This window comes from Cryobacterium sp. PH29-G1 (assembly GCF_030063365.1).
Lineage (GTDB): Bacteria > Actinomycetota > Actinomycetes > Actinomycetales > Microbacteriaceae > Cryobacterium.
This window is the reverse complement of the sequence record NZ_JASISY010000001.1, coordinates 223,344-246,588: the sequence shown is the minus strand read 5'-3', so window position 1 is coordinate 246,588 and position 23,245 is coordinate 223,344. Positions and strand designations below refer to the sequence as shown.

The window sequence follows — 23,245 nt, the reverse complement described above, 5'->3', positions numbered from 1 at the left end:
CTTGTGCCGTCGCAGTGACAACTGTGTTCTGACAGCACACTGGGCGTCACGCAGATTCCTGCGTGACGCCCATTTCAGCGCGGCCTCAGTAGAGTTCGATGACCAACTTTTGAGTCTTGGCACGAGAAACGCAAATGGCGATCTGTTCGCCGGCGTCTTTCTCTGATTTCGACAGACAGCTATCACGGTGGTCCGCGACACCCTCAATCAGACCGCTGACGCAGGAACCACAGACGCCCTCCTCGCATGATTTGAAGACGTCAATGCCGTTGTCTTCCAGCACGGCGAGAATCGTCCGATCCGCGGGGATCTCGAACACCTCACCAGAGTCGAGTTCCACCGTGAAAGCCGTGTCTTCGCTCGTGTCAATCTCTGCGGCCTGAAATTGCTCGATGTGCACGTGTTCCTGGCCAACGACCGGCGCGAAGATCTGCTCGACCTGTTCCATGAACGGAACAGGGCCGCAGGTGTATAGGTGGCTTCGCGGCGTTACCCGGGACACGATGTCGGCATAAATCGCCGGGCGCTCAGCTCGCGGACCGCCAAAGTGGAAGTGGACCATGTCGCGGAACTCGGCGCGCTCTTCGAGGAACGGAACAAACGCCGCTTCCGCACGCGAGCGTGCGAAATAGTGCAGTTCAAAGTCGGCACCGCGCGAGTACAGCTCGTACGCCATTGAGAGCAGCGGCGTCACGCCGATACCGCCGACCACAAGGATGTGACGGTCGGCATCGTCCATGATCTTGAGCAGGTTGCGCGGTTTGCCGATGAGGAGCCGGTCGCCTACCTGCACTTCGTGCAGCGCCGCGCTTCCGGTACCGCCCGGTTCGCGTTTGACCGCAATGAGAATCGACGAGGGGTCGCCTGGCGCGCTGGCCAATGAGTACTGCCGCAGAACTCCTGTTGGGCCCGTGACGTCCATATGGGCGCCCGCCTCGAAGCGCGTGAACGGGCGCTCGTCCTCGTGGACGAGCCTGAGGGTGCGGATGTCCGGAGTCTCCTCGGTGACTTCCGCAACCACAACGACAACTCCGCTCACAACAGGAATCCTGAGGCGGGAGTCACGCCTTGACTGTCGACCAGGCGAATGACCTTCAATACAATCCGGTCGTCTGCGGTGGTAGCACCGAAGCGAATCTTGTACTCAACGTCGCCGGCCCAGATGTGGTGAGTGCCTCGCTTGTAGGCCACCACAATCTGCGCCGCGCGCAAAGTGATCTCGGTGTCGCTGACTTCAGCGGCGATGAAACGACCGAGAGTGCGCACTGTCAGCGCAGCATCCACGGCCGAAATGGCGTAGCCCTCGCTCAGCCGAACAACGCGTGCGCGACGGAGCTTGTCATGGTCATAGACCATGTTCAGCTGACTGTCGAAGTTATCGGTCTCTGGATCAATGGGAATAACATATACGCCGTCCTCGGCGTACAGTTCCTGCCAGACCACGTACTCCTTGCGATCGAGAAGCTCAGCCTCATAGGAGACAAAATCGATGGCGCGCGCCACCCGAGGGTCGCTGCTGGAAATACCAGCGTAAGACAGCGGTCGCTTGTAAGTACTGCGGCCGGTCAGCCACGCACCGGGCTTGAGGGTCGCTCCTGGGTCACTCATTGCCCATCATTTCCTTCCACTGGTAGTACGCCGCACGCATCCCTGACTCATCGGTGACGTGCGAGGTCGTCCAACCTTCGGGCGATTTTGTTTCGCGAGCGAGACCACGGTTCACCATGACAGGCAGTTCTGGTCCGCCGACGGCGCCGCGCTGCACACGGTCCCATCCCTCGGCATCGTCCGGCGTGCCGAATCCGAAGGGGCCCTGAAAGTTCTCGTGCGCACGCATGCGCTCCTGGTTGACGCGGTCGACGATCTCCGGCGGGCCATCCGGGCCGATCGCAATGTGTTCGATGATCGTCTCGTTGACGGACACCGGACGCAACGTGCGAAAGAACGAGATCGACAATGACACGTTCGGAAAGAGGTTGAGGTTGAATCCGGTGCCGTGCACGGTGTACACGAGCTTTCGTATCCTCTCTTCGTCGACCCCCTGTGCCCGCAGGTCGGCGACGAGGCCATCGAAGCGCGGCTGCAGCGGCTCGCTGCCGTCGTCCGCTTCAAGGTCGGTGTGTTGCGGGACCATCTGCATGACGGAGTGACCGTTGCCGAGCACGTGAGTGATTGCAGTCGGGTCGGTCATGAAGCTCATCATGTCCGCGGTCTCTTCATCAACGGTCGCCATCCACGAGCGGTGCACGATCGGAAAGTGGTAGCCGTCGGTGGTGTTCTCCAACTGGATCTTCCAGTTGCCTTTGAACTTGAAACGGTGCGTGCCCAAAACCTTCACGGGGTAGCCGGCGCCCTGTGCCATGAAGCGGTCGATCCACATTTTCGCATCGCCGAGGAAGTCCTCGAGCGGCTCGATGTCATGGTCGAAGGTAGCGAAGATCATGCCGTTGTACTGCTCCGTACGCAGCTTCTTCAGACCCATCGTGGACTTGTCCATGATGCCTTCATACCCATCGGGATACGGGATTCCTCGCAGGCTGCCGTCAAGGCCGTATGACCACGCGTGGTACGGGCAGGTGAACCCGTTCACGACTCCGCTGGGCGTCTCGCACACAGTTGCACCGCGATGGCGGCACCGATTGAGCATCGTGTGAATGTTGCCCTTGCGGTCACGCGACACGATGACCGGCTGTTGTCCGACGTAGGTCGTCTTGAAGGCGCCGGCCTTGGGCAGTTCGCTGAGGTGCGCCACCCAGATCCAGGTCCGTTCGAAGATCTTGGTCATCTCTTCATCAAAGATGTCCGGATCGGTATACATTCGTCCGGCGACTCGATCGGTGAGCACCAGCTCATCGGGTGTCAGGTCGTAGATGTTCTCTTCGGTGAACTCAACGGTCATCGACTTGCCTCCATCTGTGTCAGTGCGCATAGGCCCGACCATAAAACATGGCCGAGAGAGCGTGTTGCCATCGTATGAGACGCGTGACTTTCAGGGATATGCGGGATCGCCTCAGCATCGCGGGGGGAATCTTTAGCTGGATGGTGACTACCCCCGCTGTCGCAGCGACGTCGGCGCGCCTAGCCTGAAGACATGCCCAACGACGCCCAACCCGGTGACGACACCGTGAAGTTGATCCGTGCCATGGCTATTCCCCTGGCTTCGGCTCACAACTACCTGGCCGGGGTCCAAGTGCGCGCGCATTCCCTGACCGATCTCACTGGCGCCTCGGAGGAGGTCAGCGAGCAAATCCTGGTGGGGATCACGTGCGCCATCAGACACCTGCAGGTCGCAGCATCACTGATTGAGCACAACCGACGCGAGGTCATGTGTGGAGATTCGTGTGCGGAAGCATCTGAGAAATTTGCTCTCGCCCAGCCCGAGACGACAGACGATCTGATGAACTTCTTGCTCGCGGCGCTGGCACGAGAGTAAGGAATTCTCTGCACTGCCGAACGGTAATCTTCACTTGCGATTTCTTTGGTGCGACATAGGCTCAAGTTGGAACCTCATTCCGGACCGTCGGTCACGCGAGGCGAGACCTGTCCCGCCCCCGTCTCCCGGTTCAATCCGTGCACGATCACCACAGAGGAGGGATGCACATGCTTCGGCTCGACACCCCTGACGACCAGCGCAAGATGACGCTGATGTGTTACAACGATACGTTCGGCTACGGCTGGAAGCACGTCGATCTCTTCATCCATGATGCCGATGGCAATGAGCTGAACTGGGTTCACTGGGGTGTTCCCGAGGACGGCCCGGAAGCTGCCGATGCGGTAACGGCGCGAATCGAGCCCACGCTCAAGCGTGTCTCCGATTGGGATCACCACCAGAGCCCGGTTGGGCAGGACTATTGGCGTGCCGATGTGGTCTGGGACGAGGCGTGAGCCTATTCGCTCCATGGTCTCTCCGGGAGCTCGTTGAAGATCTCAAGACGGGCCGCACCACCCAAGATGCCGCTCGCGCACGCTCACGGCAGCGCATAGATGAGACCGAGGAAACAGTCCGCGCGTGGGTGGACATCTCTTTTCCCGAGCGGCCCAGCGCAGAAGGAGCGCTGCACGGAGTGCCGATGGGCGTCAAAGACATCATTGACCTGCATGGTTTTCCCACAAAATGCGGTTCGGCCACGCGGCGTGACGCCGCACCGGCCGAAACGGATGCGACGATCGTGTCGGCGTGGCGTGCTGCTGGTGCAGTACCCATCGGAAAGACCGTCACGACGGAGTTCGCATTCTTTCAACCCGGCCCGACCAACAACCCCGCTGCTCCCGGCCACACTCCCGGCGGATCATCGAGCGGCTCGGCTGCGGCAGTTGCGTCCGGCCAGGTTCCACTCGCGCTCGGCTCACAGACAGCGGGATCGGTCACTCGTCCCGCTTCGTTCTGCGGCGTGGCATCGCTGGTCATGACGCACGACCGGTTTCCGGTTGACGGCATCACCGGCCTGTCCCAAAGCCTGGACAGCAACGGCATGTTCACCGCGGATGCCCACGACCTGGCCGTGGCATGGTCAGCCCTCTCCGGCGAAAGCATCCCACCCTCCGCGCCACCCCGACTGCTGCTCTGGGATGCGTGCACTATCGGCTCGGTGTCTGGCGAGATGGTGGATGCCGTGGACCGGGCCACCCGTGCTTTTCGCGCAGATGGCGCTGTCGTTGAGGTCTTCCCCGAGGCCCAACTGATTATCGATTGCACGGCAGCGCAGCCGATCGTGATGGGCTATGAAGCCGCCCGCGAACGTGCCACAGAGCTGGCTATGGCCGACCGCTTGAGTGAGCCTCTCCGACAGCTGCTCGAGAACGGTGCCCGGATTTCGGACGCCGATTACCGCGAGGCGCGCACCCTGCTGGCACGGGGACGCGCTCGGATCCGCGAGGTACTGAACGGGTGCAGTGGCATCGTCGGAGCGGCTGCACTGGGCGCTGCTCCTGAAGGCACGGCGGCCACCGGGGATCCGCTGCTCAGCCGTCCGTGGCAGGCGATTGGCCTGCCCGTGGCCACTATTCCGGGCTTGAGAAGCCAGGCTCACCTCCCACTGGGGATCCAACTGATCGGACACCCTCGAGGTGAAGCCGCGCTCCTCAGCACTGCTGGCTGGATTCAGGACCGCTTACCCTGAGCGACGCTGGGTCTCTGAGCGACGCTGGGTCTCTGAGCGACGCTGGGACCACGTTTACTGATGAGCTCAGACCTTGATGCGGTGCTGAAACAGATCTCGCACCAGGCAGCCCAGACTTTCAGCATCGGCCTTAGCCCGGATTCGAGCGCGGTGCACGTCGATCGTCTTGACACTTGCGCCCAGAAGCGACGCGATCTGCCGACTGGGAAGGCCCTCCATGACCAGACGCAGCACGTCCAGCTCGCGCGGTGTGAGTGAATCGATGCGAGCCTCGATCGAGCGGCGTCCGGCGCGTTCCCGGAAGGCGGTCTCCGCCTCTACGATCTGCTCCTGAACGGTCTCCAACATCACCTGTGGGTCGTACGGCTTCTCGAGGAAGCCCACGGCCCCCGCGCGCATCGCACGCACCGTGGTCGCGATGTCGCCATGGGCCGAACAGAACAGAACAGGTGCGGGATAATCCCGCAGCGCCAGCCGCTCCTGGAGCTGCAGGCCGCTGAGCCCACGCATGCGCGCCTCCAGGATGACCACCGCGGGCTCGTCGCTATCAAGCTCCTCGAGAAAAGTAGTGGCGAGCGGGTACGTGAGCGCGACGATGCCCACACTCTGCAAGAGGAAGGCCAGGGAATTTCGCCATCCTTCGTCATCGTCAACGATATGAACGACGGGGGCGGACTCCAGCATGCGTACGGAACCGCTGAGCGTGCTCGGCATAGTCATGATTCCCTAACCACGCATCAATACGGAAGCCGAGGGGAATGCCTCGGCAAAATTGTCGGGCAATGGTGCAACAAAGACGTTCTCGGTGCGGGTTCTCGTGATCAACCACACGCCGTTCTCTCTGCGAAAGGTGTTGTACAGCCGGCTCGAGCGCAGCAACCCCGTGCCATCGGCGAACAGCCACGGCTGCATGTGAATCCATTGTCCGGTCGCGGTGTCACCATCAACGTTAATCTGCTCCGACGTGAGGTAATGGGCGTTCAGGAGCAGAGCAGGATCCTGACGGCTGCCCCAGAATCCTTCGAAGTGCCGACGAATCGCGTCCTTGCCTTCAGCGCGTCCAAACTGATTGTCGTAATACTCTCCCACGCCTTCCCACACCGCATCTTCGGTGTAGAGATCAAGGATGAGTTCGACGCGTCGCGAGTCATCGGTGACGTCAGCTTCAGGCATCGGAGTGTCACAGAGAAACATGTAGCGAGCTTGAATTCGACGAATATCGGCCTCGGCTTCCAGCACTTCAACGCGTCGCAACAGATCTGCCAGAACTGATTCGCTACTCATGGAACTCCTTCATCGCTCGCGCGGCCACGGTGCCAATACGCATAGTCGACGGTAGAACTAAAGGAAGCTGCCGAGAGAGTTCGGGTTCATTCAGCGAACCGGCTTGCGTTGCAGAGCAGCGGAGATTTCGCCCGCTGCCGCCCACAGCGCGTGCAGCGTCTCCTGATCATCCTGACGACCCGTGTGCACGGTAGCCGCAATCACACCGATGACGAACGAACCACCCGGGTATTCAATGGGAACGGCAAACGTTTTCGCCCCGGCAACGACGGAACCGGTTTCGCTCGCCCAGCGACGCTCTCGAATGGCGGCGTACTCCGCCGCTTGCTCACTCGTAACCGACCCCCGTTCCGTGTTCGCACTGTATGCCTGCAGAACGCGTCCAGAAACGGTTTGGTCGGCCGGCGCCGACGCGGCCACGGCAGCAAGCAGTGCTACCTCACGGCGCCCGCCTAGCCGCTCGAGATACACGACGTCGTCACCCTGCAGAACAGCGAAATGCACGACGAGAGCCTTCGTCGCTTGGCGGAGATCGACGAGCGTTGGGCGCGCAACGCGCCGCAGCTGCGCGGGCCGCGGCACCGACTGCCCCATCTCGTAAATCCGCCAACCCAACTGATAACCCCGGGCCGTCTTCACCATGAAGCCAAGGTCGACCAGCTGTTCTGCAAGGCGATACGTGCTGGCCTTCGGCACCTGCGATCGTCGCGCGAGTTCGGTGAGGCCGAGAGTGCTCGACGTTTCTGACAGCGCTCGAAACAATCGATCCACTTTTTCCAGCACCGACGAATCCGAGGGATCTGACCCAGCTGGTTTCGTACCCGGAACGGGAACTGACTGTTCGGGGGGACTCACCATAGGTGAACAGTACCGCTTTCACCGGGGCAAACCGGTTCACTGACCGGTCCAGCACGCGCTGACCTAGTGTGCCACTGGCGGCACCCGCAGTTCCCGCTGCACGAGGAGCGCGAGTTCGCGCAGCAGCACCTGGTCAACCTCGGCGAGCACCCGCGGCTTCGGATCGAACACGCAGAGGGCACCGATGCGTTCCCCCGAAGGAGACTCGATCGGAAACCCGGCATAAAAGCGGATGCTCGGGTCACCGTTCACCAGTGGGTTGTCGCTGAACCTGGTGTCGCTGCTGGCATCCTCAACGATGAGTGCCCCATCCCCCTCGATCGTGATCGCGCAGAATGATTGGGATCGGGGCACTTCGGTCTCGTTGGTCCCGACCCGGGCCTTATGCCACTGCCGGTCGTGATCAATGATGCTGATCAGCGCAGACTCCGTACCAAACAGGCGTTGCGCCAGGGCGACCAGCTGGTCGAACCGCGCTTCCGGCGGGGTGTCCAGAATGGCCAGGCCGTCGACGGCCGCCTGCCGGGAGCGCTCCCGGCTGGCGGCATCCGCGCCCGGGGCCTCCGCACCGTTTATGCCGAGGCGTACCGAGTCGAGGCTGTCAGCCATGGCGTTGGCCAGGAGCACGGCCCAGCCACGGTAATCCTGCGGGGTACGATGCCGATCGGGCGTGAGCGTTGCGGTGGGCGAGAACGGCACGAAAGTGGTGCGGGACGCCTCGGCGGCCAGCCGGGCACTCACCGCGTTGAGGTCCGCGGCCGACCAGTCGGCGATGAACACGAGCGGACGTCGGAAAATCTCGATGCTGCGAATGGGCGGAATACCCAACACCACGATCATGGTGCTGCGCGACGTCTCACGCTCGAGCATCGCAAGCAGTGCCGTCAACCGGTCGTGCCACTCGTGCACGCTGGTGAGGTCAAGCGCCTCGTTCAGCCCAAGAATGACCACAACCGCGTCATAGCGGCTAAGGCGCGTGCCGGCCAGGGCGCTGAGCGCGTTCGCCGCTGTCATGGTGCGACTACTCACGAGATCGATATCCGCACCACGCCCGGTGCGCACGGACAGCTCCCGAGCGAGCGCCCCGGGCAGAGCCAGCTGGTGGCTCAGCACCCCCCAGCCGACCGCCGGACCACAACCGAGAATGAGCACACGGTCACTGTCGATTCCGGGAGCGTGGGCCTGCGGAGCGTCGTTCGGACGAGGCAGGGTACGGTCCTGCCGCTCGGCAGACGCCGTCCAGACACGCATCAGCGGACGCAGCGCCCACCGGGTGAGGTCGTGCATTGGTGCCTTTCAGAAACAACCGAAAACACTAGTCTGCCCCGAACAGGGGCGGCCCCGCACCACGAACCCGTATTTTGGGTTCAGAACAACGCCGCCACCGCGTGTGCGAGCGCGAAGATAACCAGACCCACAAGGGCTCCGACCACGGTTCCGTTGATCCGAATGAATTGCAGGTCACGGCCCACCTGCAATTCGATCTTCGCGGCCGTCTCCGCAGCGGGCCAGCGTTCGACGGTTTCGGTGATCACCCCGGCGATCTCGTGGCGATAGTTGGCCACGACATAACTGGCCGTGTCAGCGAGCCAGCGGTCGATGCGGGAGCCGAGCGCGGCGTCCGTCGTGAGCCTCGTGCCGATGTCTTGCAGCGTGTCACGGATGCCGACCCGCAGAGCGCTCGTCGGCTCACCGAGGGCCTGCATGAGGGAGGCCTTGACCGCCTCCCAGGTGTCAGCGGCGAATTCGCGCAACTTGGCGTTGTCGAGCACTTCGGCCTTGAGCTTTTCGATCCGATTGATCATCGCGGGCTCGTATTGCAGGTCGTGCATGACCTCGCTGAGGTACTCATCGAGAGCACGCCGAACCGGATGCCTGCGGTCGCCGCGCGCCGCCGCTATGAAAGTGAGCACCTCGCGATAGGCCTTGTCGTCGACCAGTTTGTCGACGAATCCGGGAAGCCAGCTCGGCAACCGCTCGGAAACGACGCGACCGAAGGCCTCGGGGTGCTCGCGCAGCCAGCCGTCAGCACGGTCGAGCAACAGGTCGACCGCTGCGTGCTGCTGCCCGCTCGCGACCAGCCGCTCCCCCACCCGGCCGATACTGGGTCCCCACTCGGGCTTGACCAGGTGCTCCCGGGCAACCGATTCGATGAGGTTTTTGATGGCGTCATCGCCGAGCAGATTGAGCAGGCCCTGGCCGGCGACAGCCAGCTCGGTGGTGAGTTTTTCAGCATTGGCCGGGGCAACGAGCCAGACGCCCAGGCGGCGGGACAAACCGACCGATTCGAGCTTGCCGCGAATGACGCTCTCGGCCAGAAAATTGGTCTCGATGAACTCGCCGAGGCTCGCGCCGATCTCATCTTTACGGTTGGCGATGATGTTGGTGTGCGGAATGCGCAGGCCCAGGGGGTAGCGAAACAGGGCCGTTACGGCGAACCAGTCGGCGATCGCGCCCACCATGCCGCCCTCGGCCGCTGCGCGCACGTATTCCAGCCACGGGTAGCGATCCTGCAGGGCGAACGACAAGGTGAAAATGACGGCCATCAGCGCGAGCAACCCGCCGGCGAGTCGCTTCATACGGGTGAGCGCGGTGCGGCGGGCGGCGTCGTTCGGGGATTCAGCGGGGAGCGCCGTGAGTGTCGTCGGTGCTGTGGATGCCGTGGGTCTCGTCTGCGCCATAGCTCCAGCCTGCCCGATCGCGCGGCCGCGTGGTGTCCATATGTTCGTATTCAGCGTGGGATCATGCAGATCGGATACTCTATGGGGGTATGCGGTTCAACCGAGCCGCTCGCACCCGCGTCGACGGAGGTGGCATGACACAGACAGCGGCCGTGCCGGCATCCGTTTCGAGGCGGTGTCACCCGCTGAACGTGCGCACGTCAATGCTCGCGCTGCTGGCCCTCGTGGCCCTGCTGCTGAGCGTGCTGGCTATGCACTCGGCCGCGAGTTTCCACGTCATGGGCTTTGCGCTGCCGGTCGCCGCGTCGCAGGTCGATGCGTCGCAGGTCGATGCGTCGCAGGTCGCCGTGGCCGCGCCGCACCACGGGACAACCGCGGCACACCCCGGCACGGCTGCCGAGCCTCAAGTCGGCCCGGCGGTCAGCGCCGCTGCTACTGCTACTGCCGCTGCGCTCGGCAGGGCAGGCAGCGCGATGATCATGGCGCCAGCCCTGATGAGTGCGGCTGCTGTAGTTGGCGTGGTCGCGCCCCTGACCCACAATGGCATGCTGGACTGCGCTCTCATGGTCATGGGCTGCGTAATGCTGCTCGTGCTGGCCGCGACGGTGATGCTCAATCGGCGCGGCACGCCCGCTCACCGCCTGCCGAGGCCCAGCAGCGTTCTGCATGCCCAGTTGTTCGCGGTCGCTCTGCCGATTCACCGACCCCGCCTGGCCCTTCTCGGCATCCGTCGCGTCTAGAAACCGTCGCGCTTTCGGGCGCACTCCGACACCCCCGGTTTCTGTGACGTGATCTGAACGGATTGAACGATGAACAACGCACGTGTACCACTTTGTGCCACAACGGCGTCCGCGACAGCCCGCAAAACACCCCGGGAAACGGCTCCCGCTCCCCGCGCCCGGCTGGCGCGTCGACCATGACGAGCCAGCAGAAAATGGTACTCAGCCGCCGCCGGGTGCTGACCATTGGCGGCCTGGGACTGGCCGCGACCGCCGTCGGGGGCGCCGCGGTCTGGAAGTTATGGCCCGATTCGGGCGGTTCGGGCGGTTCGGGCGATTCGGGCGAGAACCCTCCGGTGGGCGCGGAGTTCGTGCAACCGGAGGAGCTGACCAGCGCATCCGGTGATCTCACGGTGGACCTTGACGCAGCGCCCGTTCGGGTTCAGTTGGCCGGGGTGGAGGCGAGCGTTCTGGGGTACAACGGCGGCCTGCCGGGGCCGACGCTGCGCATCCGCTCTGGTGATCGCCTGCGGGTGAATCTGCACAACGGGCTGAATGATCCGAGCAACCTGCACGTGCACGGACTGCACGTCTCACCCGAGGGCAACAGCGACAATGTGTTCGTCATGGTTGAGGCCGGCCAGTCGTTCGCCTACGACTACCAGCTGCCCGACAATCACCCGCCTGGCGTGTATTGGTATCACCCGCACCACCACGGTTACGTCGCCGATCAGGTCTTCGGCGGACTCTACGGGGCGATTATCGTCGACGATCCCGTGCCCATTCCCAGTGCGCGCGAGCGGATGCTGGTGATCTCCGATATCGCATTGGCATCGAGCGGGCAGGTGGCCGCGGTCAACGCCATGCAGCAGATGGACGGGCGTGAAGGCGATATCGTGCTGGTCAACGGGCAGGTGAACCCGGCGCTGGCCGCGCGTCCCGGCGAGCGCGAGCGCTGGCGCATCGTGAACGCCTGCGTGTCGCGCTATCTGCGCCTGCAGCTCGACGGGCAGCTGATGCAGCTGCTCGGCATCGACTCCGGTCGATTCGAGAATGCGGAGGAAGTCACCGAGATCGTGCTCGCGCCGGGCAACCGGGCCGACCTCATGGTCACCGCCCAGGCGGGAACCTCGGTGCTGCGCGCGTTTGCTGTGGACCGCGGCTCGCACAGCGGAACGTCCGGCGCGATGACGAGCGGCGGTACGACGAGCGGCGGCATGATGGGAGGAAGCAGCGGGACGTCAGACACGACCGCACTGGCAACCTTGGTTGTGGCCGGATCCGAAGTGCAGCCACTCGGCGCCCTGCCCACCCAGCCGAAGCCGCGCGACCTGCGGTCAGCTACCGTGACGGCCCGGCGCGAGTTGGTTTTCGATATGGGCATGGGCATGGGAATGGGTGCCAACATGATGGTGTCTACGATCAACGGTCGCGTCTTCGCCGGCGATCGGGTCGACACGACCGTAGCGGCGGGCACCGTGGAGGAGTGGACGCTGACCAACGCCAGCACCATGGCGCACCCACTGCACCTGCACGTCTGGCCCATGCAGCTCATCGAGCAGAACGGGCAGACCGTGTCGAAGGCGCCCTGGCAGGACGTGGTCAACATCCCGGCGCGCGGCCAGGTGCGGGTGCGCATTGCATTCGAGGACTTCAGCGGTCGCACGGTGTACCACTGCCATATCCTCGATCACGAGGACACCGGAATGATGGGCGTCGTGGAAGCCAGATGAGCACGTCCTGAGCGGATGCAGGAACTCCCCGACAGGTATACCCTTGGGGGGTATTGAGCAGAGTTTTTTTGCAGATCAAGATCGAGGAACGACATGACGCAGCCTGACCTGAACCACAGCACAGACCTGAAACACAGCACGGCCATGGACCACGGGGCCATGAACCACAGCGGGCATGGTGACCACGTCGGGCAATTTCGCCGCCTGTTCTGGACCATGCTCGTCATCGCGGTGCCGGTGGTCGTGTTCAGCCACATGTTCTCCATGCTGCTCGGCTACACGCTGCCGAACCTCGTGGGCATCGAGTGGATCTCCCCCCTGCTCGGAACGGTCATGTATGTCTGGGGCGGACGCCCCTTCCTGACCGGGGCAGTGTCCGAGCTGAAGTCCCGCAAACCGGGCATGATGCTGCTGATCGCCCTGGCGATCACGGTGGCGTTCCTCGCCTCCTGGGCAGCGAGCCTCGGTATCATCGATGCCGAGCTCGATTTCTGGTGGGAACTGGCCCTGCTGATCGTGATCATGCTGCTGGGCCACTGGATCGAAATGCGGTCACTGGCGCAGACATCCACTGCCCTCGAGTCGCTCGCCGCGCTGCTGCCCGATGAGGCTGAACGAGTCGACGGCGATGAGATCGTTGTGGTGGCACCGGGCGAACTAGTGCTCGGTGACCTTGTCGTGGTGCGGCCGGGCGGCCGGGTTCCGGCCGACGGCACGGTCACCGAAGGCACAGCGGATGTCGACGAATCGATGATCACCGGTGAGTCCCGGCCGGTGCAGCGGGGGGTCGGCGATCAGGTCGTGGCTGGCACCGTGGCGACCGATTCCGCCCTGCGGGTGCGCGTTGACGCGGTCGGCGACGACACCGCGCTGGCCGGAATCCAGCGACTCGTCAGCGAGGCACAGAGCTCGTCGTCGCGGGCGCAGCGCATCGCGGACCGCGCGGCGGGCTGGCTGTTTTGGTTCGCGCTGGGTTCCGGTGTCGTGACCGCGATCGTCTGGACCCTGCTCGGCCAGCCCCAGGATGCCGTGATCCGCACCATCACGGTGCTCGTCATCGCGTGCCCGCACGCACTCGGACTGGCGATTCCGCTCGTGGTGTCCATCGCCACCGAGCGCGCCGCGAAGGGCGGCGTGCTCATCAAGGACCGGCTCGCCCTCGAGAGCATGCGTCAGGTCACCTCGGTTCTGTTCGACAAGACCGGCACGCTGACCAGGGGCGAGCCGACGGTGACCCACGTCGCGGTCGCCGACAGCACGTTCACGAGTGATCAGGTGCTGGCCTGGGCCGCCGCCGTGGAAGGCGATAGTGAGCATCCGCTCGCCCGGGCCATCGTGACCGCCGCGCGCGACCGTGATCTGGCCGTGCCGCGGGCGAGCGAATTTCAGACCGCAGCTGCGGTCGGTGTTACCGGTCTGGTCGATGGCCACCGCATTGGCGTGGGCGGGCCAAGCCTGCTCACCGAGCACGATGCAACACCGCTGGCCGAGACCACGCACTGGCAGAGCCAGGGTGCGATCATTCTGCACGTGCTTCGCGACGGTGCGGTCATCGGCGCGATCGGTCTCGCCGATGAGGTTCGTGAGGAATCGCGGCAGGCGGTCGACGCCCTGCATCGCCGGGGTATCGAGGTCGTCATGATCACGGGCGACGCCGAAGCCGTCGCGCAGTCCGTGGCCGCCGAACTCGGCATCGACCGGGTATTCGCGGGCGTACACCCGGAAGACAAAGCCCGCAAGGTGGCGGAACTGCAGCATGAGGGTCGCCGGGTGGCGATGGTCGGAGACGGCGTCAATGACGCTCCAGCCCTCGCCCAAGCCGACGTCGGCATCGCGATCGGCGCCGGCACCGATGTGGCGATCGCCTCGGCCGGTGTCATTCTCGCGAGCGATGACCCGCGTTCGGTGCTCTCGGTGATTGAGTTGTCGCGGGCCAGCTACCGCAAGATGAAGCAGAATCTCTGGTGGGCCGCCGGTTACAACCTGCTGGCGGTTCCGCTGGCCGCCGGGGTGCTCGCCCCGATCGGCTTCGTGCTGCCGATGGAGATCGGAGCGCTGCTCATGTCGGTGTCCACCGTGGTCGTCGCCCTGAACGCGCAGTTGCTGCGCCGGCTCGACCTGCGGCCGGCGTCGAGCGTGCGGGAGGGTTAGCCCAGGCACGCTCGGTGGCCCCAAGGGATGAAATACAACCCCGTCTCCCCTGGCGCCGTTCTTCCGCTCATTCCACGTATCGACGCGATTGTGCCGGACGAGATCATTCGGGGGGTCGGCTACACCCGCCTGCCCAGCGGCCTCCTGGTGCAGGTCGGCTCCATGACATCCCCGCCGCCGACCTCCATAGCGCTGCCCGAGGGATGGAAGTCCAAACCCTTTCTCACGGCCGTACCAGATGCCGCTGCGCCGCCGTCATGGCTGCGAACCGGCGGTAAGGTTCTGGGCGTCGCCGGCGCGGGCACTACCGTTTGGGGCGAGTACTCCAACCAGTACAACTCAGACCTTCAGGCGCACCCGGAATGGGATAATGGTGCCCGTGTCGCCAGCGCGACGGAGAACGCCGTGATCGTCGGCGGAGCGACCGCCGCCGGAGGCGCAGGCGGGGCGTGGGCCGGTGCAGCTGCAGGAGCGGCCATCGGCAGCATTTTTCCCGGATCTGGAACGCAGATCGGCGGCATCGGCGGCGGCGTCGGCGGCGTGATCGGCGGCGTTGCCCGCGGGTGGGGCGGCGGCGAAATCGGTAAGGGTATCAAAGACACGTGGAACGGATTGTTCGGATGAACTGGATTTTGATCGGCATCGGTCTGGTCGCGCTAACCCTCGGCACACTCGCCTACCGCCGCATCTGGAGCAGCTGGATCCGCCCAGTAACTCCCGGGCACTATGGCTACAGCGTCGGTTTCGGATTTATCTACCTGGGCTTTGCCGCGATCGTTTTTTCGGCGACGGACACCGCTCTGGCTGCCGATTCGAGGATTCTCGCTTTGATTCTGTTCACCATCGGCGTTCTGAGCGTGCTCACATTCACCGTGTCCCTGTTCTGGCTACCTCGCTTCCTGTTGCCAATTTGGTTCACAACCCTGAAGGGACTCACCTGACGATGTTGAGCGCTACTCTGCCCGAGCTCGACGGATGGGGAAGCATCCAGCACGAGGGGGCCGAGCGTGTCCTCGCGCTCGCAAACGTTCCTGCCGGTGTCTTTCGACCAACGATCGTGCTCACGTCCACGTCGTCGACCGCACCGATCGAGGCCGCCTCCAGCGTCTCCATCGCCGCAATTCTGACCGACCATCCCGGTGCCCAGATCATCGCGGTCGATCTGTGGGCCGAGCAGACCGTTGACGGGCGCATGATCACGGCGAGCTACCCCTCCGGCGACGAGCAGATCGTCATTCAACGCTGGATCTGGGCGACGGGTCTGCGACACGTTCACCTCACGGCATCCGCTGCGACGCATCAGTTTCTGGCCTACCAGCGGCAGCTGTCGTATGTTGCGACTGCTCTCGTGCTCTCTGGCGAGATGAGCGCGACGCGAGTGCATGTCGACGCCGCCCCAAAGCTCGACGTTGCCGCCACCGCGGCGGTCGGGGACCGCTCGAACTTCTGGAGCGGGTGCCCACTTTTCAGCCGTATACGCCTCCGGCGCTGGAGATCTCCGAGGCGGCGCAGGGCGCGCTGCTCAGCGCGCGCACGACCGGCGCCCTCGCCTGGCGCTCGCCCGTCCGCGAGGAGCTGCGTGATAGCGGCCTGCTCGAGGGCGGTAGTCGCCGGCTGAGCCCGTTCGCGCTGCAGGTTGTCACGCACTGGGGCGCCGGCGTCTTTCAGCTCGAGGCCAGCACTTCCCGCGGCGGGGTCAACCGGAGCCTGCGCAGCTGGACGCGAGGCGAGTCCACCCTGTTCGCCTACTCTTCCACGACCCAGAACGAAGCGGATACCGGTGGTCTCGCCATCGAGTTGCGTCCGGTCAGCCAGACCGTCGACCTGATCCTGCGTTTTCTGGGCGTCGGGCCAATGTGGTCGCGTGCGATGGAGCCTGCGCGGCTGTCGGTGGGTTTGTTGAATGAGCGGCTGGCTGCGGGTGCTGCGTCGACGCTGCCAGCGCCGCCGGCCAGCGCCAACGACGCATTCGTGCGGATCTGGAACCAGGAATGGACCGAACTGCGAGTGCGTTCGGTGCACGCGTCGGTTCGCGCCGTCAACACTTCCTCGGCCGGCCTGCTCAACATCGGTGCGCCGGAGGCCGGCCCGGACGAAGCATTCGTTCCGATCGCGACGTTGCTGAGCTACGCGTTCTACACGCACCTGCTCGAACTCTTCGAGACCGCGCTACGCGGCTGAGCCCCGGTTCGCGCGAATAGTCGATGGCCGCGGCCGGCGCGACCGACGGATGGCCGCGGCTGGCCCGCGCGCCCCGGCATCCGCTGATCTGGGCCCACCTTCGGAAAGTGGGCCCATGATCTATCACGGGCCCACTTTCCGGGCCCGGGCCCGGAAAGCGCAGAACCTCACGCCCGGGGGCCAACGAAGACGACTGGGCGTGAGGCTGTGTCAGCGCGCCGAGCGGTCAGTGGCAGTGGCCGCCGGATGCCGGGGGGACGCTGGCGGGCACGTCGAGTACCGGACTGCGGTCGAAGAAACCGTCGGGGCGCAGTTTGAAGCCCACCGTGTCGACGGGCATGATCGGCCAGTCTTCGACCCGCGGAAAGTGGGTGAGGCCAAAGGTGTGCCAGAGCACGATGTCTTCGCCGTCGATGTCGCGATTCGCGGCGATGAAGGCCGGCAGTCCGGCGCCACCGGAGTGCTGGTTGACGAAGTCGCCGGTGGGATAGCGCTCGTCTTCGGCGAAACGGGTGACCCAGAGGCCCTTCGTGGCGAAAGCTGCACGCTGAGCCACCGACGACTCGGGGTCAGCGAGCAGCATGGGCAGGCCCTGCGGGTGCAGTTTGTAGGCCACCGGTTCGCCGAGGCGGTTGAGGGAATTGGGGTTGGAGACGTGCCAGGTGCGACCGATGGAGGTATCCGCTTGCCTGACGCCCTCTGCCTCGGTGGCGAGCAGCGTGCGCTGGCGGGTGAAGGCGTTGCCGCGCTCGTTGCCGGGGCCCATCGGTACGCGCACGACGTCTTCCTCTTCGACCCGGTTGGTGTCACCGTCGAGGGCCATATCGAGGCGGGCGCTGAACAGGTGCTGGTGAAAGGGTGCGCCGAGTCCGGGGGCGATTTCGGAGGCGTAGGGGTACCCCTTGCCGGCGTAGGCGCTCGTGAAGACGACGCCGGTGGCCTTGGCCTCGAATTCGATGGTGCCGTCGAGGTAGAGGTACCAGTAGAAGCCGTAATCGTAATTGCCGACCGTGGTGAAGAACGAGATCACAAAACGGCGGTTGCGACGGGTGTACTCGATGCCGCTCCAGAGGTCACTGTGCTTGGCGAGGATGCTCCAGTCCTCTTCGTGCATGCAGATTCCGTTGCGAATCTCGCGCGGGTTGCCGAAGCCGTCGGTGACGACCGGGCTCAGGTAGGTGATTTCACCGAGGCAGTCGCAGCCGAGCTCGAGCGAATTTGCGTACTGGCCCACGAGGTATTCACCGGTGTCGAAGTAGTTCTGCCAGGAACGCACCGGGGCTGGGTCGCCGTAGGGCACCACCATCTCGGCGATCGAGGCGCGTCGAATGATGGACCGCGTCTTTTCGCCATCACGAAAGCCGATGTTGTGCAGCACGACGCCCTCGCGCACGTCGAACCCCACGTCGAGGCTCCAATTCTCCCACTCGATGTGGTTGCCGCCGGTAACGGTGAAGCTCACGCCCTCCGGCTGGGTGATGCTGATCGGCTTGAGCGTCTCACGCATCGGTCCGGTGAGGGTGGGGTCGGTGTAATTGCCGTGTTCGGCCGGAACCGGCACGACCCCGAAGTCGAGCACCTGCTCGACGGTGCGCGCGACGACGTCGATGTAGGCGACGAGGCCATCGATGGGGTGAGCCCAAGCGCTGTCTTCGGGAAAGTTCTGCACGAAGGCGAGGCCACGAAGAATGCGGTGCCCCTTCTCGTTCGGGTACTCGAACACTCCGGCCGAGAGCGGCGCGACGCGCACGTTGGCCACGTCGATTCCGCGGGCGGCGAGGGCTGCCAGCCAACGGGCATCCGTCGTGAGGAGCTCTTCGACGGCACCGAATTCCTCTTCAAGCACGGGCAGTTCACCGGTGAGCGCGGTGTCGAGGGTCACGCTGGATTCGACCACGGACCGTGTGACCGACACGGTCACATCGGTGGGGGCGGCGCCGGAAACATCGTGCAGGAAGACGCGAAAGCGGCGATCAGCTGTGTCGCCGGCAGCACCGCGCGGCGGGTCGAGGAGCCCGAGGTAGGCAACACGGATGCTGTTGCCGAATAAACCGGCCTCGGTCAGGATCGTGCGCACTTTGTGGAGTTCGTCAGCGGTGGGTAGCGCGAAGGCGGTCACGGTGTCGGTATCGGAGGTGAGCGCGGGAGACATGGGTTCTCTTTTCCAAATATCGGCCAAGGACCACCTCAGTGTGGCCCCGGGAGAGTTTTTTCCTATGGTTGTAGAATATAAATGGTTCATGCCGCTGCTGGCAAGCGTTTGCCGAAACTTTCTGGCAAGCTGAAGTTTCGCCAGCAGAAGAGGGCCCATGCCAAAAGTCGTCGATCACGACCAGCGTCGCGTTGAACTGGTCAATGCGACCTGGCGCGTCATCGCCCGCCACGGCATCGAGGGGGCAACCCTGCGCGAGATAGCGACCGAGGCCGGATTCGCCAATGGCGCGCTCAAACCCTACTTCGGCACCAAAGACGATCTGCTGACCTTCGCGTTCGGCCATGTGTTCAGGCAGACCAACCTGCGCATCGCGCGCACGACCGCCGGACTGACCGGACTGGCTGCCGTACGCGCTTACTGCCACGAGATTTTACCCCTCGACGAGACCCGAGTCAGCGAGGCGCGCATCGTGATTCCGTTTTGGCAGAAGGCGCTTAACAGCGCTGCCAAAGCGCAGCTGCACAATGAGTCGATGTTGCAGTGGCGGCTCGCACTGCTCGGCCATGTCGCCGAGGCGCGCGCCGCCGGCGAGGTACACACCAGCATCACCGACACGGATATCGTCGGTCACCTCATGGACGTCGTGCTCGGCGCCCAGATCACTACCTCGCTCTCCCCCGACGAGCACTCCCCCGAGCTTCTTGTGCTGCAGCTGGACGGATACCTGCACCTACTGGCCACCGGAAGTTAGCTGTCGGAGCCCTCACGCCCCGGGGGCACGGGTCTTCAGGGTTCGGGGGCCACGGCTCCGGGTTCTGGCCTCCAGCACACCTCGACCGATAGAACACCGGTTCTCCACAGGGGGTGTGTTCGGTTTCTTCTCCACAGATTGCGAGCTTTTCTCGGCTTTGTCGGTGGTGGGTGGGAGAATTGGGGTATGAACAGCCTCGCTGATGAGCTTCGATGGGCGGCCGACCGGGTCGCCTCCCTCGGCGATTGCAGCGCGGCGTTTGACGCCCTGCCCGAGGCCGATGTGCTCAGCGGCCAGCGGTCGTTGGCGGAGGCACGGCGGCTGCTGGATGTGTTCGCGGCGTGGATGGCCGGCACCGTCGCCCGCCGGTCCCGGCCCGAGCTCGGCCGCGAAGGCCTGGCCGCACGACAGGGGTTCGCGTCGCCGGAGGCCATGATTCAGCACGTGAACGGCTCCAGCCGCGGCGAAGCGGTCAAGCTGGTCGCGTCGGGCACGCTGATGGCTGAAACGGATGCCGCGGAACGGGCCGCCCAGCTGGCTGCCGAGGCGGCTGCCGCGCTGACGGGTGCTAGTGGTGGAACGGATACTGGCGGTCCGAACAGCCCAGCCGACGGTCCCGGTGACGGAATAGGCGACGGCAGAGGCGACGGGATCGCCGAGGGTATCGCCAAGGATCTAGGCGACGTGCCGTGGCAGGCGCCGATCGTGCATGCCGTTGCCGCCGGCACCCTCACGGTCGATCAGGCCGACGCCCTCCGGCGCGGGCTGGGCGATATTGATCAGGCCGTGTCCGCGCCAATCCTGCGCGATGCGCTGTCGGTGCTCGTGCCGGAGGTGACCGGGTTGAACGTGGAGCTGGTGTACCGGCGGGCGCGTCGACTGCGCGACCACCTCGACGAGGCCGGTATTCGGGCGCGGGAGAAGCAGGCCCGCGACGACACCAAATTCACGCTGTTCCGCCGGCACGACGGCATGGTCGTGCTCAGCGGACTGCTCGCGCCCGAGCAGGGCGAGTACTGGCTCAGCGCCTACGACTGCCTCACCAGTCCCCGCCGCGGCGGCGTGCGCTTCGTCGACACGGAGCAAGCGGCCTGGGCTGAACGCATCAAGAACGACCCGCGCACCGTCGACCAGATCGCCGCCGACGCGTTCACCACACTGCTAAAAACCGGCACCGACGCCGACCCCACCCGCATGTATGGCGGACGCCACCCCGCAGTGCGCGTCATCGTCACCCACACCGACCTGAAAAACGCCGGACTCGTGCCGGCCGACGAGCGCGACCCGGCCGACCCGGCCGACCCGGCCGACCCGGCCGGCGCAGCCGGCGCAGCCGGCGCAGCCGGCGCAGCCGGCGCAGCGGGCGCGACCGCGGAAGCGGAGTTGCGCGCTGCCACTGCGGCCGCGGCCGCGGGGGCAGCGTCGTCAGAGCCAGTGACAGTGCCGTCGTCAGGGCCGGCGTCAGGGCCGGCGTCAGTGCCGGCGACAGGGCCGGCGACAGTGCCGGCGTCAGTGCCGGCGTCACCGGCCCGGGTAGGGCACGGCTTCCTCGAGGGCAACCCCGCCCCGATCTCCCTCGAAACGGTGCAGCAGATTCTCTGCAACACCGGCCAGCTCCGGCTACTCCTGGACGAGGCGGGGCATCCACTCAAACTCGGCCGCAGCCAACGCACCTTCAGCGAAGCCCAACGCGTGGCCATCGGCATGCGCGACGGCGGCTGCATGTTCCTGGACTGCGACATGCCACCCTCCCGATCCGAAGTGCACCACGCCGAGCACTGGGTACGCGACTCCGGCACCACCGATATCGACGTCGGACTCCTGCTCTGCGCACCGTGCCACCGCCGACTCCACCAGGAAGGCTGGCAGATCATCGCCGACCACGGCCGGTTCTGGCTGCAACCACCCGCAACAATCGACCCACACCAAACACCGATCGCCCTGCACAGCAAAAACCCCCTCCTGCTCGAACTCCACCACGAACAACACCCCGAACAACACCAGCCCAACGCCCAATCAGGCTGACGCCAGCACACGGAACACACCAGCATCACCGACACGGATACCGTCGGTCGCCCCGTGGAGGTCGTGCTCGGCGCACGGCAACCTTCGCATTGCGCTCTTCGATCCGAACGGATCGGAGCAGGCGCTGGCCTGGGGCGCTGAAGAGCAATCCGGCAGCACACCTCCTTGCGCCCCGGTCGGGAGTGGGGCACCCGATTCCTACTCAGTTCCCCCGGCTGCGGGGAAGTGCGCGTGGCAACCGACACCACGAAAGCTTCAGTGCGGTTCGACGTCCTCGCGTAGCTGTCGATGGCCTGCGCGCCGGCAGATTCCGCCGGCGGACAGGGGTCTTGGCAAGTCCTTTTTTCGACGAGTGTCGAAAAAAGAATGACATTCGGCACGACCCGGGCTACATTAGCTGCAGACGATCACTGATTTTCCCCGGGCAAATCTGGTCGCCGCACTCGAACCGGCAAAGGAGCTGCTTGTGACGATGACGACTGCAAACTCGTTCCCTGACGTCGCACGCAGGTCCACCGTCACCCCGGCGACCGGCGCGGCCGGAGCCAGCGATATCGCAGCGGGCGATACCGTAGCGGGCGATACCGTGCAGTGCGCCGTCGCCGACTCGTTCACGCAGTGGCGCACGCTCGTGTCGCAGTCCTTCGTGCCCCTGGAAGTACGCAGCGAATCCCGCAGCTTTCATGGCACCCTCCGCTCGCGCGTGCTCGACGAATTGTCAATCGTCGAGGTCACGGCCAACGGTCACCAGGTTCTGCGTACCCCGTCGCTGATCGCGGGATCCGCTCGGCAATACTTCAAATTGAATCTGCAGCTGACCGGCACGGGCATGCTCGTGCAAGACAACCGGGAGGCAACCCTGCGCCCGGGAGACCTCGCCGTCTACGACACCAACCGCCCGTACACGCTCGCCTTTGAAGAAGATTTTCGCACTCTCGTACTGATGTTTCCGCACGACGTCCTCGACCTGCCGGCCGATTCAGTCGGCCAGCTCACCGCCGTGCGATTGGCCGGCGACGCGGGACTGGGCCGGCTGATCAGCCCGTTCATGGTGCAGCTCGCCGAAAATCTCGACGTCCTCTCGGGTGCGAGCGGACACCGCCTCGCCTATAACGCCGTCGATCTCATCGCGACCATGTTCGAGAGCGAGTTGAACCTGCGCCGCGACCCGGAAGCGGGGGTGCACGGCGACCTGCTGGGGCGCATCCGCTCCTATGTTGATGGGCATTTGGGTGACCCCGAGTTGTGCCCGGCGAGCATCGCCGCTGCGCACTTCATCTCGACGCGCCACCTGCACAACGTGTTCCACGAGGCCGACACCACGGTGGCGAGCTGGATCCGCACCCGACGCCTGGAGCACTGCCGCCGCGACCTGCGCGACCCTATCCTCGAAAGCCGCTCGGTCGGCACCATCGCCGCCCGTTGGGGTTTCGTCGACGCCGCGCACTTCAGCCGCATCTTTCGTGCGGCCTTCGGCGAGACGCCGAGCACGTACCGCCGCGCCTAACCGGGTTCGTGCACTGCAGCCGATGCGCGTCGAGCCGCGTGCCCCGTTCGACGCGCCGCGGTGCACGGCGCTGCACAGCA

The 23,245-nt window shown here is 64.8% G+C and carries 21 protein-coding genes; 12 read left to right on the top strand and 9 right to left on the bottom strand.

Annotated features, from left to right (window positions below):
- Positions 1–85: 85 nt before the first annotated feature.
- The 3 genes from QMK22_RS01155 to QMK22_RS01145 are packed head-to-tail and all read right to left on the bottom strand — an operon-like array spanning position 86 to position 2,929.
- Positions 86–1,039: a PDR/VanB family oxidoreductase gene (locus tag QMK22_RS01155; protein ID WP_283495786.1), complete on the bottom strand. Its 954-nt coding sequence runs from the start codon at positions 1,037–1,039 to the stop codon at positions 86–88.
- Positions 1,036–1,608, bottom strand: a complete 573-nt coding sequence (locus tag QMK22_RS01150) for an aromatic-ring-hydroxylating dioxygenase subunit beta (RefSeq protein ID WP_283495785.1) — start codon at positions 1,606–1,608, stop codon at positions 1,036–1,038. The genes QMK22_RS01155 and QMK22_RS01150 overlap by 4 nt, the downstream gene beginning before the upstream one ends.
- Complete coding sequence (locus tag QMK22_RS01145; protein ID WP_283495784.1) at positions 1,601–2,929, bottom strand: aromatic ring-hydroxylating oxygenase subunit alpha; 1,329 nt, start codon at positions 2,927–2,929, stop codon at positions 1,601–1,603. Before QMK22_RS01145 ends, QMK22_RS01150 begins: the two co-directional genes overlap by 8 nt.
- Before the next feature lie 162 nt (positions 2,930–3,091).
- On the opposite strand from QMK22_RS01145, the gene QMK22_RS01140 reads away from it, so the two are divergent.
- The 3 genes from QMK22_RS01140 to QMK22_RS01130 all read left to right on the top strand — a co-directional run bounded on the left by QMK22_RS01140 (position 3,092) and on the right by QMK22_RS01130 (position 5,120).
- Complete coding sequence (locus tag QMK22_RS01140; RefSeq protein ID WP_283495783.1) at positions 3,092–3,433, top strand: hypothetical protein; 342 nt, start codon at positions 3,092–3,094, stop codon at positions 3,431–3,433.
- Between the two features lie 167 nt (positions 3,434–3,600).
- Complete coding sequence (locus QMK22_RS01135; protein WP_283495782.1) at positions 3,601–3,885, top strand: hypothetical protein; 285 nt, start codon at positions 3,601–3,603, stop codon at positions 3,883–3,885.
- Entirely contained in the window at positions 3,882–5,120 is a 1,239-nt protein-coding gene (locus QMK22_RS01130; RefSeq protein ID WP_283495781.1) for an amidase, read from the top strand. The genes QMK22_RS01135 and QMK22_RS01130 overlap by 4 nt, the downstream gene beginning before the upstream one ends.
- Before the next feature lie 66 nt (positions 5,121–5,186).
- On the opposite strand, the gene QMK22_RS01125 is transcribed toward QMK22_RS01130, so the two are convergent.
- From QMK22_RS01125 to QMK22_RS01105, 5 genes are all read right to left on the bottom strand, one after another.
- Complete coding sequence (locus QMK22_RS01125; RefSeq protein WP_283495780.1) at positions 5,187–5,834, bottom strand: response regulator transcription factor; 648 nt, start codon at positions 5,832–5,834, stop codon at positions 5,187–5,189.
- Positions 5,835–5,846: 12 nt separating this feature from the next.
- On the bottom strand, positions 5,847–6,404 hold the full coding sequence (locus tag QMK22_RS01120) for a nuclear transport factor 2 family protein (protein WP_283495779.1): 558 nt from the start codon (positions 6,402–6,404) through the stop codon (positions 5,847–5,849).
- A 90-nt stretch (positions 6,405–6,494) separates the two neighbouring features.
- Positions 6,495–7,187, bottom strand: a complete 693-nt coding sequence (locus QMK22_RS01115) for an IclR family transcriptional regulator (protein WP_283495778.1) — start codon at positions 7,185–7,187, stop codon at positions 6,495–6,497.
- A gap of 138 nt (positions 7,188–7,325) precedes the next feature.
- Positions 7,326–8,549: a GAF domain-containing protein gene (locus QMK22_RS01110; protein WP_283495777.1), complete on the bottom strand. Its 1,224-nt coding sequence runs from the start codon at positions 8,547–8,549 to the stop codon at positions 7,326–7,328.
- Between the two features lie 80 nt (positions 8,550–8,629).
- A complete protein-coding gene (locus QMK22_RS01105; RefSeq protein WP_283495776.1) occupies positions 8,630–9,943 on the bottom strand; it encodes a DUF445 domain-containing protein in 1,314 nt (437 codons plus the stop codon).
- 134 nt (positions 9,944–10,077) lie between these two features.
- On the opposite strand from QMK22_RS01105, the gene QMK22_RS01100 reads away from it, so the two are divergent.
- From QMK22_RS01100 to QMK22_RS01075, 6 genes are all read left to right on the top strand, one after another.
- A complete protein-coding gene (locus tag QMK22_RS01100; RefSeq protein ID WP_283495775.1) occupies positions 10,078–10,683 on the top strand; it encodes a hypothetical protein in 606 nt (201 codons plus the stop codon).
- 176 nt (positions 10,684–10,859) lie between these two features.
- Complete coding sequence (locus QMK22_RS01095) at positions 10,860–12,395, top strand: multicopper oxidase family protein (RefSeq protein WP_283495774.1); 1,536 nt, start codon at positions 10,860–10,862, stop codon at positions 12,393–12,395.
- A gap of 144 nt (positions 12,396–12,539) precedes the next feature.
- Positions 12,540–14,546 carry a heavy metal translocating P-type ATPase gene (locus QMK22_RS01090; protein ID WP_283496036.1) on the top strand — a complete coding sequence of 669 codons (2,007 nt, stop codon included), beginning with the start codon at positions 12,540–12,542 and terminating at the stop codon, positions 14,544–14,546.
- Positions 14,547–14,573: 27 nt separating this feature from the next.
- Positions 14,574–15,170 carry a hypothetical protein gene (locus QMK22_RS01085; protein WP_283495773.1) on the top strand — a complete coding sequence of 199 codons (597 nt, stop codon included), beginning with the start codon at positions 14,574–14,576 and terminating at the stop codon, positions 15,168–15,170.
- Positions 15,167–15,487, top strand: coding sequence for a hypothetical protein (locus QMK22_RS01080; protein ID WP_283495772.1), 321 nt, complete (start codon positions 15,167–15,169; stop codon positions 15,485–15,487). Before QMK22_RS01085 ends, QMK22_RS01080 begins: the two co-directional genes overlap by 4 nt.
- Before the next feature lie 514 nt (positions 15,488–16,001).
- A complete protein-coding gene (locus QMK22_RS01075; protein ID WP_283495771.1) occupies positions 16,002–16,727 on the top strand; it encodes a hypothetical protein in 726 nt (241 codons plus the stop codon).
- A gap of 226 nt (positions 16,728–16,953) precedes the next feature.
- Here the strand turns inward: QMK22_RS01075 and QMK22_RS01070 are convergent, their stop codons facing one another.
- A complete protein-coding gene (locus QMK22_RS01070) occupies positions 16,954–18,879 on the bottom strand; it encodes a primary-amine oxidase (RefSeq protein ID WP_283495770.1) in 1,926 nt (641 codons plus the stop codon).
- Between the two features lie 157 nt (positions 18,880–19,036).
- Between QMK22_RS01070 and QMK22_RS01065 the strand changes: the two genes are divergently transcribed.
- The 3 genes from QMK22_RS01065 (at position 19,037) to QMK22_RS01055 (ending at position 23,165) form a co-directional block, all read left to right on the top strand.
- On the top strand, positions 19,037–19,633 hold the full coding sequence (locus QMK22_RS01065; RefSeq protein ID WP_283495769.1) for a TetR/AcrR family transcriptional regulator: 597 nt from the start codon (positions 19,037–19,039) through the stop codon (positions 19,631–19,633).
- Positions 19,634–19,819: 186 nt separating this feature from the next.
- Positions 19,820–21,658, top strand: coding sequence for an HNH endonuclease signature motif containing protein (locus QMK22_RS01060; RefSeq protein ID WP_283495768.1), 1,839 nt, complete (start codon positions 19,820–19,822; stop codon positions 21,656–21,658).
- 553 nt (positions 21,659–22,211) lie between these two features.
- A complete protein-coding gene (locus QMK22_RS01055) occupies positions 22,212–23,165 on the top strand; it encodes an AraC-like ligand-binding domain-containing protein (protein ID WP_502856867.1) in 954 nt (317 codons plus the stop codon).
- Positions 23,166–23,245 lie beyond the last annotated feature (80 nt).

Bases quoted from the DNA above. Each gene is read 5' to 3' on its own strand.
- QMK22_RS01080 (WP_283495772.1), top strand. From the start codon at position 15,167: ATGAACTGGATTTTGATCGGCATCGGTCTGGTCGCGCTAACCCTCGGC.
- QMK22_RS01090 (WP_283496036.1), top strand. From the start codon at position 12,540: ATGGACCACGGGGCCATGAACCACAGCGGGCATGGTGACCACGTCGGG.
- QMK22_RS01065 (WP_283495769.1), top strand. From the start codon at position 19,037: ATGCCAAAAGTCGTCGATCACGACCAGCGTCGCGTTGAACTGGTCAAT.
- QMK22_RS01125 (WP_283495780.1), bottom strand. From the start codon at position 5,834: ATGCCGAGCACGCTCAGCGGTTCCGTACGCATGCTGGAGTCCGCCCCC.
- QMK22_RS01145 (WP_283495784.1), bottom strand. From the start codon at position 2,929: ATGCGCACTGACACAGATGGAGGCAAGTCGATGACCGTTGAGTTCACC.
- QMK22_RS01120 (WP_283495779.1), bottom strand. From the start codon at position 6,404: ATGAGTAGCGAATCAGTTCTGGCAGATCTGTTGCGACGCGTTGAAGTG.
- QMK22_RS01060 (WP_283495768.1), top strand. From the start codon at position 19,820: ATGAACAGCCTCGCTGATGAGCTTCGATGGGCGGCCGACCGGGTCGCC.
- QMK22_RS01150 (WP_283495785.1), bottom strand. From the start codon at position 1,608: ATGAGTGACCCAGGAGCGACCCTCAAGCCCGGTGCGTGGCTGACCGGC.
- QMK22_RS01085 (WP_283495773.1), top strand. From the start codon at position 14,574: ATGAAATACAACCCCGTCTCCCCTGGCGCCGTTCTTCCGCTCATTCCA.
- QMK22_RS01110 (WP_283495777.1), bottom strand. From the start codon at position 8,549: ATGCACGACCTCACCCGGTGGGCGCTGCGTCCGCTGATGCGTGTCTGG.
- QMK22_RS01140 (WP_283495783.1), top strand. From the start codon at position 3,092: ATGCCCAACGACGCCCAACCCGGTGACGACACCGTGAAGTTGATCCGT.
- QMK22_RS01095 (WP_283495774.1), top strand. From the start codon at position 10,860: ATGACGAGCCAGCAGAAAATGGTACTCAGCCGCCGCCGGGTGCTGACC.
- QMK22_RS01070 (WP_283495770.1), bottom strand. From the start codon at position 18,879: ATGTCTCCCGCGCTCACCTCCGATACCGACACCGTGACCGCCTTCGCG.
- QMK22_RS01105 (WP_283495776.1), bottom strand. From the start codon at position 9,943: ATGGCGCAGACGAGACCCACGGCATCCACAGCACCGACGACACTCACG.
- QMK22_RS01135 (WP_283495782.1), top strand. From the start codon at position 3,601: ATGCTTCGGCTCGACACCCCTGACGACCAGCGCAAGATGACGCTGATG.
- QMK22_RS01100 (WP_283495775.1), top strand. From the start codon at position 10,078: ATGACACAGACAGCGGCCGTGCCGGCATCCGTTTCGAGGCGGTGTCAC.